This is a genomic window from Cetobacterium sp. NK01 (assembly GCF_024506395.1).
Lineage (GTDB): Bacteria > Fusobacteriota > Fusobacteriia > Fusobacteriales > Fusobacteriaceae > Cetobacterium_A > Cetobacterium_A somerae_A.
Genome location: NZ_JANIBO010000001.1, coordinates 1,761,489 through 1,775,523, shown reverse-complemented (window position 1 = coordinate 1,775,523; position 14,035 = coordinate 1,761,489). Strand labels below are relative to the sequence as shown.

Below are 14,035 nucleotides of genomic sequence, written 5' to 3'. Positions count from 1 at the left end.
ATTCGGTTGTTAATGTCCTTTTCCATAATTCTTGCCGGCGGTGTTTCCCGCTGACAAAAATAATAGTACCATAAATTTTAAACTTCGTCAACTAGTTTTTTTATTTTTTTAAATCTATATTTTTTTTAAAAAAATCCTCTTAAATAAATACACTTGTAATTTGTTTTTGTTTTATAATTACTTTTATGATAAAATTACATATATTTTAAACACATTTTTATTTTAGGAGGATTTTATGAATATTGTATTAATGGAGCCCGAAATTCCATACAACACAGGAAATATAGGAAGAAGCTGTGTTCTTACAAACACTACATTACATCTAATTAAACCTTTAGGTTTTTCACTAGATGAAAAACAAATTAAAAGATCTGGACTTGATTATTGGGAATTAATTGACTTAAAAATATGGGAAAATTATGAAGAGTTAAGAGCCGCATATCCTGAATCTAATTTTTATTTTGCAACAACTAAAACAACCCAAAAATACTCAGATGTTAAATATGGTCCAAATGATTTTATAGTTTTTGGTCCTGAATCTAGAGGTATTCCTGCTGAAATCAGAGAAGCAAATGTTAGCACTTGTATAACTATACCAATGATAAAAATGGGAAGATCTCTTAATTTATCAAACTCAGCTGCAATAATTCTTTATGAATCTTTAAGACAAAACAATTTTAATTTTGAGGAATAAATTTATGCTGTCTCTTATTGTAGCATTAGATGAAAATGGAGTAATTGGGAATGGTAATACTATGCCTTGGGATATTCCTGAAGATTTATCTCTTTTTAAAGAGATTACTACAGGTAGTATTATTATTATGGGTAGAAAAACTTTCGAATCAATTGGAAGACCTTTACCTAATAGAATAAATTTTGTTTTAACAAAAGATAAAAATTTTTTTCACAAAGACGTGCAAGTTTTTAACTGTCCAAATAACGCTTTAAACTCAGCCTATTCTTTGCAAAAAAATTCTAATCAGAAAATTTTTATTATTGGAGGAAGAACAATTTATAATTATTTCTTACCTTTTATTACTGAGTTTCATTTTTCACATATTAAAGGTAAATACTCTGGTGATATTTTCTTCCCAAAAGTAAACTTATCTAATTTTTATATAAAAGACAAAAAAGAATTCAAAGAGTTTACCTATGTTCACTATATAAAAAACACTTGTAATTTGTAAAAACATGTGTTATATTACACTAGTAATTGTAAAATACTAGGGAGGATTATATTAATGAACAGATTTAAATTATCACTATTAGCTTTAGTAGCTACTTTAAGTGTTTCTACTATGGGAGCATCTATAGATCATATTCAAAACTATTCAGCTGAGTATGGTGGAAACCCAGCACAACAAGGTGCTATAAATATGGGGTCTACAGTTTATTTTAACCCAGCCGGTTTAATGAGATTAGAGAATGGAACTTATGTTGTTGGTGGAGTTCAATATGCTTTTGGAGATCAAAATATGAGTTCTGACGGTAGAGATTTTTCTACTAATCTTTCATCTCCAATTCCAAACTTTGCTCTTTACAAAAAAACAGATGACGGAGCATACTTTTGGACTATGGGAGGAGTTGCAGGAGGTGCTGAGTTAGGCTATAAAGATAGTATTCCTTTAAATGTTTCTGGTATAGATTTTAATAATTTTTTAAGTACAGCTGAAATAAAAGGATCTAATATGTATGCCCAAACAACTTTAGGAAAAGCTTTTAACTTAACTAATAAATGGTCAGCTTCTTTCGCAGTTAGAGGAGTATATGGAAAGAGAACTTTAAAGGCTAAAGCTCATGTTGATAAGGATGTTACAGTAAATGATCTTATCGGAACTAATCTTCCATCATTTTTAAATCCTTCTATCTTTAAAGAAGGAGATGCATCTATAGATTCTGAAAGAGAAGCTTTCGGATTCGGTGGACAATTTGGTTTAAATTATGCACCTAATGATAGATTAAACATTGGTTTTAGATACGATACTAAAGTTAAATTAAAGTTTAAAACTAAATCAGATATAAATGACAATACTTACGGAACAGCTGTAGATTTTGGTTCAATAAAAATTCCTAGCATTGGTATTTCTGACGCTCTTCTTGGATTATATCCAGTTTATAAAGATGGAGAAAAAATTAGAAGAGATCTACCAGCTATAGCTGCTTTAGGAGCTTCATATAAAGTTACAGATCAATGGACTACTTTTGTTGGTGGAAACTATTACTTTAACGAAGCTGCTACTATGGACAGAGTTGGAAAAACAAGTGTTGATTATAAAAACGGTTGGGAAATCTCTGTTGGATCAGAGTACTGGTTCACAAACCAAATCGCTTGGCTTGTTGGATTCAACTATGCTGATACTGGAGCACCAGATAAAAGTTTCGCTGCTACTGAGTATGCTTTAAATTCTACAATGTTAGGAACAGGAGTTAAATACAAACCAAATGAAACTACAGAGTGGACAGTTGCATTTAATCATTATATTTACGATACAAGAACAATTAACGATATAAAATATGAAAAAGAGATATCTAGTATAGGTGTCAATTTTGTAAAGAAGTTTTAATTTATAAATTTTTAGGAGGAATCAATGCCCAAAAAAGCAATTTTTAAAAGAGAGCAAATCCATGAAAAGGCCTTTGAAATGTTTGAAAAACATGGTTTAGATGACATCACTGCAAGAAATCTGGCAAAAGCTTTAAATTGTTCTCCAGCTCCTATATATAGCTGTTATTCATCAATGGATGAACTTAAAACTGAACTTATAGAAAGAGCTAAAAAAATCTTTATGGAATATGTTATTAGACCTGAGACAGATATGGTCTTTCTAAATAGTGGTATCGGACTTTGCGCCTTTGCAAGGGAAGAGAAACAACTATTTAAATCAATTTTTCTTAGAGATAATTCATACGGTAAACTTTTAAAAAAGTTTAGAGACCTTATGAAAATAGAGATGGAAAAAGATGAGCGTTTTGATAACTTACCTATCGAATTCAAACATGATCTTTTCTTAGATTGTTGGTTATTTGGACATGGATTAGCTACTCTCATAGCAACAGATTACTTTGAAAATCCTACAAACGAGTTTATTAAAGAGAAGCTTTTAAACAGCGCCGCTGTTATGCTTTATAAAAAACTTGATGATTTCAATTTAAAAAACAAATAATTTTAATCTAACAAAATTAAAAGAGACAACAAAGTTGTCTCTTTTTTTAATCCTCTAATTTTACCTCTTTCAGATTAGTTTGATCCTCATCTTCACTCTCTATTTTCAAAGAATACTTGGAACCTAAACCAAATATAATAGTAAGTATTGAGGTTACTATAATATATGCAAAAACAATATAATGAAATATGCTATGAGCTAAATACATACTTAATGTAACTGCAACTCCAAATATAAAATCTATAAACCCATCTAAAATTAACACTCTTTTTATTACTGCAAGTGTTTTATTATGATTTATTCCTTCAGGTTCATATATCTTTGTTACAATATGACTTATTCCTCTAAATGTTAAAAAAGTTCCTATGTAAAAGATTATTAAATAACCTTGTAATTCAACTTTAGAAGCAGTAACTTTTTCTATAGCCAAACTTACTTCCTGTATTAAATTATGCTCAGCGATTAAAAGTTTATTAGAAAGAAGTAAACCTCCGGAAAAAACCTCTAAAATTCCCCAGAAAAATATCTCTCCCCAGTGGAATTCTCTCTCTCCAATTCCAGAAAATGAGTATATAAGGTTTCCTATTCCTGTTAACAAGAAAAGAAAACCTAAAACTTTTACTACGTCATCTAAAAATATTCCATTGCCAATTATAACAACAGCTGCATATATTAAAAATAATAAACCTACTACTATATGATAAAACCATTGCTCTCTTAAAGATTTTCTTATTTTTCTAGTTAACTCTTTATACATGGTCTCACCGCCAAATTTTTATTTATTTTTTATACAAAGAACATGGTACTCTCCTTCTATTACTGATGTCCCTTCTGTTTCATGTTCAAATCCTGGAAATTTCTTATCCCAAGTTGCTAAGGCTCTTAGATATGAGATTTGAGCACTATCACCTTTTCCAAAACTCTCTCCAGACATTAACATTGGAATCCCAGGTGGATATGGGATAACAGCATTTGCAGCTACTCTTCCTTCTAACTCTTGAGCAGAAACAAGTTCAACCTCATTTTTTACAATTTTATTATATGCCTCTCTTGGTGTCATAACTTGCTCTGGTAAATTTGAATAAGCCTCATTCAAATATTTACCTAAATTATGCTCTTTTAAATATTGGAATATTTCATTTCCTAAATCTTTCATTCCTAAATCTCCATATCTTTCCTCTCTTCCTTCAACTAGTTCTGGGAATATTTTCTTCAATGGAGTATTATTATCATATTCTCTTTTAAAAGAAACTAGCAAATCTAATAATGTTCCCCATTTCCCTTTACTAATTCCCATTGAGAACAAGAACATTATTTGGAAATCTGTTGTTCTAGTTGGTACTACTCCGTATTTAGAAAAATAATATGAAATAAGTTGTGCCGGTACTCCCACTTCCGAAAGTTCTCCATTCTCATTCATGCCAGGTGCTAAAATACTAACTTTTATTGGGTCTAGCATAGCCCAATCTTCTGGAAGATTATGGAAACCATGCCATGTATCATTAGGATTCATCAACCAACAAGATTGTTCTCTCATCAGAAGTTCTGTTGGAGCATCTTCAAAGTTATAAACTTTTCCTGTCTTTGGATCTTTAACTGTCTCAGCATTCCAAGGCTTAAAAAACCATTCTCCTTCTTGTCCATATTCCTTATAATATTTACCTACCATTTTTCTAAAATCGATAGCTTCTTTTAAGACTTCATCAGTTAAATATCTTCCTGTTTTCCCTTGCATCATTGCTGCTCCAACTTCATTTGAAACTGCTATTGCATAAAGAGGAGAAGTTGTTGCATGCATCATATAAGCTTGATTAAAGCGCTCTTCTATTATAGGATTTTTACCTTTTCTCATATGTACATAAGAAGCTTGAGAAAGTGCATTTAATAATTTGTGAGTAGAATGTGTCGCAAATATTGTAGCATTTCCTTTGTAATCTTTAGCATCTCCTCTCATTGCGTAATGATTTTTGTAAATTTCATTAAATTTTGCATAACCATACCAAGCTTCATCAAAATGTATTCTTTCTACATAAGGCTGGAACAATTCCTCAACCTTCATTGCATTATAAGAAACTCCATCATACGTACAGTTTGTTACAACTGAATATATTGGATTTTGTGATTTCATTCTTTCAGGTACTAAAGGACTTTCTTTAATTTTTCTAACAACTTCTTCTCTTCCCATTTCAACAGGTAAAATAGGTCCTATTATTCCGTATCTATTTCTTGTTGGCTTCATATAAACTGGCTTTGCTCCAGTTATTATAAGCCCTTGTTCTATTGATTTATGACAATTTCTATCTACTAAAGCGATATCTTCATCTGTTAGAACACCTTGCATTATAGTTCTATTTGATCCTGAAGTTCCAACAAGAACATTGTAAGATCTATCTGCTCCAAATACTTTAGCAGCTAATTTTTCTCCTTCTAAAAACGCTCCTGTATGATCTAGTAATGAACCTATGGCAGTTCTTTCTATTCCTGTATCTGTTCTAAATAGATTCTCATCATAAAAATCGAAAAATCTTCTTCCTAAAGCTGTTTTTGTAAATCCAACTCCACCTTGATGCCCTGGAGCTGCCCAAGAGTATTCAGCAACTTTATTATAATTAAAAACTGCTTTTGTTAATGGTGGTAATAACTCATCATTATATCTTTCTACAGCTCTTTGAATTCTCTCTCCTAAAAACACTATTTCTTCTTGTAAAATCCAAATAATCTCTTCTACGTTTTCATAGATTTCTCTACTTAAATTCTCCAAAGCATCAGCTTTATGAGTTAATAAAAACACTGGAACTCCCTCTTGACTCTCGTGTAGTTTTTTTATAACTTCAAGAGCTTCTTTTTCCTCTTTATCATTTGGCCATGATAAAAGTAAACAGTCAATACCTTTATCGTATGCTACTACATCTTCTAAATCTTCATACGATTCTGATGTATAAACTCCCATACATCTTCTTTTTATCTCTTCTATAAGTTCTTCTATTCTATTTCCTATCTCAGTTCCTTCTTTAACCCCCTCCTTAAACAGAACTATTTTACTTCCATCACCAAATACAACTTTTATCATAACTTTAATCCTCCTTAAATATCGAAACACTTTTCATATTAAGCTTATAAAAAAACAAAAACAGGAAAATTATTCTCTTCCTGTTTTTTCTATTTTTTTATAAGTTTTCCTACTTCAACAAGATTTTTTTTACAAAATAATCTTTATATCTTCAGTTGCAAAAACTTTTATATTATTTTTTATATCCTCAATTACTTTTATTTTATCTTTTATTGGTAGCTTCTTATTAAATATTTTTTCATAATATTCCAATTCTGAAACATCTATTATTTCAACATTTTCAGGTTTTGTATAACTATCTTCTATATATTCATAGTTTTCATAAGAGATTTTATTATTAGTTATAAAAAGATTATATTCATTTTCCTTAAAAATCTCATTTCCTCTATATATATAAAAATCATAACCCTCCTTTTTTCTTTGCCCCTCCCTTACTACACAAACTTTTTTTCCAATCAATTCATAATAGATTCTAATTGTATCTATAATCGTATCTACTCCTCTTCCTAATTCACAATTTACTACTAAATCTTTCTTATCTTTAAAAATTGTTTTCAAAACTTTCTTTTGTAAACTATTATACTCTAATTTGCCTATTAAAAACTCCTTTATATCTTTAAATATCTTTCCAGGTTCATAAGCTAGAGTTTTGAAAGTTTCATCTTTATCTATCCACACGTGAACATTATAATTTTCCTCTTTTCTTTCTATTTTTTCTATTTTGACATTAAAATTATAATTATAATTTTCATGCAGCCTTTTCAACAAGACCTTAGTTTGATTATCTAAAAAACCAATACTATTTTTCCCTATATTTATCGAAACATCATCACCTAAAAAACTAATATTAAGTTTTTCATTCTCTAAGTCCCTTCTTGTATAAAATATTGATTTTATAGGAAACTTTGTATCATATACACTTTCTATATCCTTAAATTCATTTAACGCTTTTTTAGATGGCTTTATATCTTCTATAAAAATCTTATATTGATATTTATCTTTAAAAGTCTCCATTTTAAGTTTAAAAGCTACATCTATCTCCATATTATTTACAATAGTTTCTAACATATCCTCACTATTAAACCAAACGCAATTTTTTATTTCTACTCCATTTTTTATTAAATCCATCATTAAATGATTTTTATCTTTCCCAATAGCTCTGAAGTTTTTATATTTACAATTTTTTATTGCAAATAACGGAGAAGAGTTTCCGAAACCATAAGGCTCTAGCAATGACAATTTATCCATTAAATCAAATGATATTTTCATCATAGAAAGTTCACAGTCAATTTTTATAGGCTTTTTAGTGTCTTCCTCATTCAATACCTCAACTGCATAACTATTTATCTTTTCAGAAAATTTTTCTATATTTTCAATTGGAATAGAAAATCCTGCTGCTCCTGCATGTCCACCGTATTTTACAAATAACTCTTTCATCGAATTTAAAGCTTCTATCATATTAAACGCCTCTGTACTTCTACATGAAGCAGTAGCTATTCCTTCAAGAGGCTTTATTTCCATAATAATAGTTGGCTTATAATATCGGTCTAAAATTTTAGATGCAACTATTCCTATAACTCCATGGTGAAATTTCTTTTCAGCAACTACGATAACACTAGATTCATCTAATCTATCTGTCTCTATTTTTTCAATCGCTTTTTTTAAAATCTCTTCTTGGATCTCTTTTCGTTCGCTATTTTTATTTATCAATTCATAAATTAACTTATCACAAGCAACATGTGAGTCACTAACTAAAAGTTCTACAGCCATCTTCGCATCTTCTAATCTTCCTGCTGCATTAAAAATTGGTGCTATTATAAATCCTACATCATAAGTATCAAACTTCTTTTCTAATGGATTTTCAAACAATCTTTTCATAAGCATATTTAAGCCTAACCATTTGCTACTTTTTAAAAGTTCCAATCCTCTTTTTACTAAAAGTCTATTTTCTCCTTTTAATGGAACTATATCAGCTATTGTTCCAATTGCCACAATATCCAAATATTTATATACATCATTTTTTCTCTCTACTTTTTTATAAAGTGCTAGCATAAGCATAAATGCAGTTCCAACTCCTGCTAAATATTTATAAGACGTTTTATTATCACTTCTTTTAGGATTAATAACTGCATAGGCTTCCGGTAAGTTATTATTTATTTCATGGTGATCTGTAATTATCATATCCATTCCTAAGTCATTACAATGATCAACTTCTGAAATAGAAGATATTCCACAGTCAACTGTTATAATTAAATTTCCACCTTCATTTTTGATATATGTCAACGCTTCTTTATTTAACCCATATCCTTCATCTCTTAATGGAATATAGTAACTTACATTTATTCCCAATTCTTTCAAAGCTAAATAACATAACGATGTCGATGTTATTCCATCTACATCATAATCTCCGTAAATCCATATTTTTTCATTCTTTTCTTTAGCTTTTAGAATTCTTTCTACCCCTTCATCTATATCCTTTAAATCACTCGGATTCATAAGATTTTCTAAGTTTCCATTTATAAATAACTCTATCTCTTCTTTTGAAACTATTCCTCTATTATAAAGTATTTGTTCTATATCTCTATCTATCTCTTCATATTTTCTTTTAAACTCTTGTGATTTTAACAACCATTTTGTATTTCTCATATTTTTATACCTTTCTAAGTTTTTTAATTGTATATTCCACTGTAAAATGCATATGTATATACAATCTCTTCAACATCCTTTTGTAGTTTTTCATCCACAATAGTTTCTAATTTTAAATCTCCATCTAATTCAAAATTTAATGATTTCAAAATTTTTTCTCCATACATGTATTCTATAAGTGTTTTCAAAATCATTCCATTATGTTTGTCATAAATCTCTTTTAAAATTTTACTACCTTCTTCTATATTTTTTTTAGGATTATAATAACTCTCTTCATCATTTCTATCTATAGCATTTTTAGGAATTCCCATCAATCCTATTTTTTCAAATTTATTATTTTCATTATCAAATCCACTTTCTACATACATTATAGTGTATATTAACGATTGAGGTATTAAATATTTTTTTCTAGCATTTTGTACTTCTTCTCTATAGTATTTAGGATAAACATAGTGTAATAAATTTTTATATTTATAGAACTCTTCTTTAAAATCATTAATTTTTCTAAAAGCTTCTTTATAAAATCCACTTTTTATGAAACTGTTCATTATAGTTATTTTATCCTGTGTTGTTTCTTTATCTAAATCAAAATTATTACTTTGAACTGCTAATTCTAATAATTCAGAGTTTTTTAAAGCTCCTATTTGAGTTAATGCATCCCTCAAAACTTCCTCTTTATAAGTATTCTTTATATCAAAATCACCTAAAGAGGTCATATAATTTCTAACTACATAGTTACTTGCAAAAAAAACATTATAATCTGCTAATTTCCAGGGATTTTCAACTCCTTCTAAAAGCTTTATATAAACCATGTAATACAAACCTAATTTTGGATTATTTGGATAAATCTCCTTAAACTTTTCATATTTTTCAACAAATTTTTTCTTATTTTCTAGTTTTATATAAATATCTAAAAGTAATGCTTCTACATTCTCACTTTTTCTATTTATTTTTTCCACAACTTCTCTTGCTTTTCTATACTCGTCTAATTTATAATAAATCCTTCCAATTCTAAAATTAGCTCTATCTTTAAGGCGAATATCTTTTATTTTTTCATAGTTAAAAATTGCTCTTGAATAATCTTTACTCTGTTCATAAGCTGTTGCTCTTATAAAAAGTAATTTCCCCTCTCCAACTTCAGCATTTTTGGTTAATTCAACTACTTTTTTATTTTCATTCATTTTTAACAAACTTTCTAAATAAATTATTTTTAAGGTTAATTTTTTATCTTTTCTTTCTTTTAATTTATCTATTATTAAAACTGTTTTATCGTAATCTTTTTTCTCATAAAAATATTTTGCTAAAATTTCTAATTCATCATTATCTAAATTTTTTAATTCCTTTAAATTATTATTATATTTTATATCATAAATATATTTATATTTACGGTCTTTTTTTTCTAAAATTTTTAAAGCTTTTTTTTCATATGGTTCTAATTGAGGATCATAATAATCTGTAACTAATCTTTCATAGTACTCTAAAGCTTTTGATTTTTCACCTCTTTTCAAATAAATTTCACCAACATTATAATCTCTTCGGTATTGAAAATAATTTGTTTTTTTCAACTCTTGCTTCACATATTCCTCTGGAACATATACTGCTCGACTAAAATAGAGCAATGCTTTATCATATTCTTTCATATCCATATAGTTTTTGGCTATATAATATTTTGCATAATTACTTGTTAAAGGATAGGAATATGGGAAGTTTTGTTGATAAATTTCATAAAAAAATAAACTATTTTTATAATCCCCTTTTTTATTAGCTTCTAAAGCTTTATTAAAAAATATATAATCATCAACATTATATGAAAAACTTTGAATTCCAAGGATTAAAGCTATCATAACCAAATGTAAATACCTCATTTTTTGCCTCCATTATTTTTATATTTTTATTATATCATAATAATTTTTAGTATAAAATTTATATTTTCTAAAAAAAATAGTTGAAATTATTTTAAATCTGTATAATAATAAATAATGCTATAATTTTTCAAGGAGGTGATGTTTTGGGAATTATTAAAATTTTAGATGAATCTTTATCAAATATGATTGCTGCTGGTGAGGTTGTGGAAAATCCTGCTAGTTTAATCAAAGAACTTTTAGAAAATTCTTTAGACGCTGATAGTAAATTTATTCGTATTGATGTTAAAAACGGTGGTAAAGATATTAAATTTACAGATGATGGAAAAGGCATGTCAAGAGAAGATCTTCTTCTTTGCATAGAAAGACATGCTACAAGCAAAATCTCTTCTAAAGATGATCTTTTTAACTTGTCGACTTATGGATTTAGAGGTGAAGCTCTTTCATCAATTTCTGCTGTATCTAAAATGACAATTTCAACTAAAAAAAGAGATGATTCTATTGGTCATTCAATTAATATTTCTGGAGGAAAAATCACCAATTTAAAAGAGATTCAAAAAAGCAACGGAACTGAAATTGAAATAAATAGCCTTTTTTTCAATACTCCAGCAAGATTAAAATTTTTAAGAAAAGATGCTACTGAAAATACAAAAATTAAAGAGGTTATTTTACAAGAAGCTCTTGCTAATCCAGAGGTTTCTATTGTTCTTACAATTGATGGTAAAGAGAATATTCGAACAAGCGGTAAAGGTATAGAAAATACAATTATCGAAATTTTTGGAATATCAACATTAAAAAATTTAAAAAAAATCGATTTTGGATATATTGGTAATCTTTCTTTAACTAGGTCAACAAAAGATTTTATCTTTACTTTCGTTAACAATAGACCCGTTAAAGCTAAAATTATCGAAGAAGCTCTATTAGATGGTTATTATACACATTTAATGAAAGGAAAATATCCTTTTGCTATTGTAAATTTAAAAGTAGATCCAAAATCTATCGATGTCAATGTTCATCCTTCAAAAAAAATTATCAAATTTTCTGATGAAAATAAAATTTATCATGAAGTTTTCTCAATCGTAGAAGAAGCTTTAAATTTTAATAAAGATTTTAGTACACCTACTTTTGAAGTAAAAAAGGAAAATTTGAATTTTGATGATATAAAAATTTCAAATGAGCAAAAAAAACCTTTTGAGTTTTTTGAAATTAATGATATAAAAAGAGAGGTAGAAATAAAAAAGGAATTTGATTCTTCTTTAGAAGAAAATATTAATTCACTTATTAGCAAAGAAACTTTTTTCAAGTCTGAAGTAGATCAAAAATTTGTTCCAGTTAAAAGTGAAGTAAAAAAACTCAACCTTTCTTTAATGTTAACTCCTGAAATTGAAACAGAATCTATTTCAAAACCTATCATTAATGAAATTTATTCTGAAAATTTTTCAAAAAAAGAGGTAAATACACCCTTTTCTTTAGATACTAATATAATTAATTTAGATAAAACCTTTAAAATTATTGGACAATTTTCTAATTCTTTTATATTGGTCGAAGAAGATGGAGAGCTTATAATTTATGACCAGCATATTGTTCACGAAAGAATTCTTTATGAAAAACTAAAAGAGGAGTACACTCAGCATAAGATAGCTTCTCAGGCCTTACTAGTTCCAATAAAAATCACTTTAACGTTAAAGCAGATTGAAGTTTTAAAAGAAAAAATAAATTTTTTTGAAGATTTCGGTTTTGAAATAGATCAATTTAACGATATGGATTTTTTAATTAGATCTGTCCCTACTTTAGATACAAAAGATTCTTTTGAGAATATTTTCTTTGAAATTCTTGAAGGAATTGATAAAGTAAACTCTAAAAATGAAGTTATTGAAAATATGATTATTTCAATGTCTTGTAGAGGAGCAATTAAAGCTAATGAAAAATTAACCATTTTAGAAATGGAAAAACTTATTTTAGAGCTGCATAAATTTGGACGTTTCACTTGTCCTCATGGAAGACCCATTACATTTAAAATAAGTCTATTAGATATAGAGAAGGGATTTAAAAGGAAATGAATATAAATATTATATGTGTTGGAAAAATTAAAGAAAAATATATTTTAGATGGGATACAAGAATTTGCTAAAAGACTTCAAGCTTTTGGAAAATTAAAAATTTTTGAATTAAAAGAGGATGGTAATGATTCTAATAGAACTATTTCTATAGAAAAAGAATCTAAATCTATTCTTGAAACTTTAGAAAAAAATAAAGGTTTCAAAATTTTATTAGATATTCAGGGGAAAAATTTCTCTTCTGAAGATATGGCTAAGCAAATTGAAAAAATTGCTATCAATGGAGATAGTACAATTAACTTTATTATTGGTGGTTCTTACGGTGTTTCTAATGATATTAGAAACATTTCAGATTTACGGTTAAGTTTTTCTAAAATGACTTTTCCCCATCAATTAATGAGATTGATATTAATTGAACAAATATATAGATGGTTTAGTATAAATAAAAATACTAAATATCATAAATAGTTTTTAATTTTATTTTTAATTTTATTTTTATAAATTATTAGGAGGAAACAATGTATTCGCAAGGAGAAACTTTTTATCACAACATCGATGACGAGGAGTTTGAGCTAACAGTCTTAGAAAATTTAATTATAAGAGATAAAGAATATCTTATAACTGAGGATTTTGACGGAGCTAATTATATATTTTTATATGATGAGGACGAAGATGATTTGATTTTCGTTGATGACTCTAGTGAGATAAATGCTGTTTTAGACTACTGGAAAGAGGAGTATTTAGGAGCAGATAATATCGGAGATTGGGATGATGATGAGTATTATGATCGTGAAGATTCATACGATCATGATGACTACTATGATATGGGATATGATGATGACGAAAAGGATTACTATTAATGGCTAAAATCATTATAAATAGTTTAGATTCTTTTGGTGAACAAATTTCTCAAAAAATGATTGCAAAAAAAGTGGTAGATGGTGAGGTTACTATTTTTACTTATGATAATAAGTACGGCAAAGGTGAGATAAGAATATCCCCTTATTTTACTGAAATTTTAAAGTTTGGAGAGATTCAAAGTAAACTTGTTTTAAAACCTGAATCTAAAACAGCTTTTATTTATAATACTTCTTATTTCAAAAAAGATTTTACAGTTTTTTGTAAAAAATATGTTTATTCTGAAAATAAGTTGACAATTAACTATATTATATATGATAATAATATAGAGATAAACCAATTAGAGATTGAAATAATTGAAGTACAATAAACACTAAAA

At 27.6% G+C, this 14,035-nt stretch carries 12 protein-coding genes; 8 read left to right on the top strand and 4 right to left on the bottom strand.

Translation table 11 applies throughout. From position 1 onward, the window contains the following. Positions 1-235: 235 nt before the first annotated feature. Genes NON08_RS08585 through NON08_RS08570 form a run of 4 tightly spaced genes read left to right on the top strand, consistent with a single transcriptional unit; the run spans position 236 to position 3,164 of the window. Positions 236-694: a tRNA (cytidine(34)-2'-O)-methyltransferase gene (locus tag NON08_RS08585; RefSeq protein WP_256691055.1), complete on the top strand. Its 459-nt coding sequence runs from the start codon at positions 236-238 to the stop codon at positions 692-694. 4 nt (positions 695-698) lie between these two features. Continuing rightward, positions 699-1,187 (top strand): dihydrofolate reductase, encoded by a 489-nt coding sequence (locus NON08_RS08580; RefSeq protein ID WP_256691054.1) that lies wholly within the window; start codon positions 699-701, stop codon positions 1,185-1,187. Positions 1,188-1,241: 54 nt separating this feature from the next. Then, positions 1,242-2,564 (top strand): OmpP1/FadL family transporter, encoded by a 1,323-nt coding sequence (locus NON08_RS08575; RefSeq protein WP_256691052.1) that lies wholly within the window; start codon positions 1,242-1,244, stop codon positions 2,562-2,564. 24 nt (positions 2,565-2,588) lie between these two features. Further along, positions 2,589-3,164: a TetR/AcrR family transcriptional regulator gene (locus NON08_RS08570; RefSeq protein ID WP_256691051.1), complete on the top strand. Its 576-nt coding sequence runs from the start codon at positions 2,589-2,591 to the stop codon at positions 3,162-3,164. A gap of 46 nt (positions 3,165-3,210) precedes the next feature. On the opposite strand, the gene NON08_RS08565 is transcribed toward NON08_RS08570, so the two are convergent. The 4 genes from NON08_RS08565 to NON08_RS08550 all read right to left on the bottom strand — a co-directional run bounded on the left by NON08_RS08565 (position 3,211) and on the right by NON08_RS08550 (position 10,745). Further along, entirely contained in the window at positions 3,211-3,921 is a 711-nt protein-coding gene (locus NON08_RS08565) for a hypothetical protein (RefSeq protein WP_256691050.1), read from the bottom strand. An 18-nt stretch (positions 3,922-3,939) separates the two neighbouring features. Next, the gene (adiA, locus tag NON08_RS08560) at positions 3,940-6,234 is read right to left on the bottom strand and encodes an arginine decarboxylase (RefSeq protein ID WP_256691049.1); all 2,295 of its coding nucleotides are present in this window, start codon (positions 6,232-6,234) and stop codon (positions 3,940-3,942) included. Between the two features lie 129 nt (positions 6,235-6,363). Next, positions 6,364-8,880 (bottom strand): single-stranded-DNA-specific exonuclease RecJ, encoded by a 2,517-nt coding sequence (gene recJ / locus NON08_RS08555; protein WP_256691048.1) that lies wholly within the window; start codon positions 8,878-8,880, stop codon positions 6,364-6,366. A gap of 23 nt (positions 8,881-8,903) precedes the next feature. Continuing rightward, entirely contained in the window at positions 8,904-10,745 is a 1,842-nt protein-coding gene (locus tag NON08_RS08550; RefSeq protein ID WP_256691047.1) for a transglycosylase SLT domain-containing protein, read from the bottom strand. Positions 10,746-10,888: 143 nt separating this feature from the next. Between NON08_RS08550 and mutL the strand changes: the two genes are divergently transcribed. From mutL to NON08_RS08530, 4 genes are read left to right on the top strand one after another with little or no spacing between them, the layout of a single operon-like run. After that, on the top strand, positions 10,889-12,802 hold the full coding sequence (mutL, locus tag NON08_RS08545; protein WP_256691046.1) for a DNA mismatch repair endonuclease MutL: 1,914 nt from the start codon (positions 10,889-10,891) through the stop codon (positions 12,800-12,802). Further along, positions 12,799-13,266, top strand: a complete 468-nt coding sequence (gene rlmH / locus NON08_RS08540) for a 23S rRNA (pseudouridine(1915)-N(3))-methyltransferase RlmH (protein WP_256691045.1) — start codon at positions 12,799-12,801, stop codon at positions 13,264-13,266. Before mutL ends, rlmH begins: the two co-directional genes overlap by 4 nt. Before the next feature lie 50 nt (positions 13,267-13,316). After that, positions 13,317-13,658: a hypothetical protein gene (locus NON08_RS08535; RefSeq protein WP_256691044.1), complete on the top strand. Its 342-nt coding sequence runs from the start codon at positions 13,317-13,319 to the stop codon at positions 13,656-13,658. Beyond that, entirely contained in the window at positions 13,658-14,026 is a 369-nt protein-coding gene (locus tag NON08_RS08530; protein ID WP_256691043.1) for a DUF1934 family protein, read from the top strand. The genes NON08_RS08535 and NON08_RS08530 overlap by 1 nt, the downstream gene beginning before the upstream one ends. Positions 14,027-14,035: the final 9 nt, after the last annotated feature.

Coding starts and splice junctions, on each gene's coding strand:
- NON08_RS08585 (WP_256691055.1), top strand. CDS start 236: ATGAATATTGTATTAATGGAGCCCGAAATTCCATACAACACAGGAAAT.
- NON08_RS08580 (WP_256691054.1), top strand. CDS start 699: ATGCTGTCTCTTATTGTAGCATTAGATGAAAATGGAGTAATTGGGAAT.
- NON08_RS08575 (WP_256691052.1), top strand. CDS start 1,242: ATGAACAGATTTAAATTATCACTATTAGCTTTAGTAGCTACTTTAAGT.
- NON08_RS08570 (WP_256691051.1), top strand. CDS start 2,589: ATGCCCAAAAAAGCAATTTTTAAAAGAGAGCAAATCCATGAAAAGGCC.
- NON08_RS08565 (WP_256691050.1), bottom strand. CDS start 3,921: ATGTATAAAGAGTTAACTAGAAAAATAAGAAAATCTTTAAGAGAGCAA.
- adiA (WP_256691049.1), bottom strand. CDS start 6,234: ATGATAAAAGTTGTATTTGGTGATGGAAGTAAAATAGTTCTGTTTAAG.
- recJ (WP_256691048.1), bottom strand. CDS start 8,880: ATGAGAAATACAAAATGGTTGTTAAAATCACAAGAGTTTAAAAGAAAA.
- NON08_RS08550 (WP_256691047.1), bottom strand. CDS start 10,745: ATGAGGTATTTACATTTGGTTATGATAGCTTTAATCCTTGGAATTCAA.
- rlmH (WP_256691045.1), top strand. CDS start 12,799: ATGAATATAAATATTATATGTGTTGGAAAAATTAAAGAAAAATATATT.
- NON08_RS08535 (WP_256691044.1), top strand. CDS start 13,317: ATGTATTCGCAAGGAGAAACTTTTTATCACAACATCGATGACGAGGAG.
- NON08_RS08530 (WP_256691043.1), top strand. CDS start 13,658: ATGGCTAAAATCATTATAAATAGTTTAGATTCTTTTGGTGAACAAATT.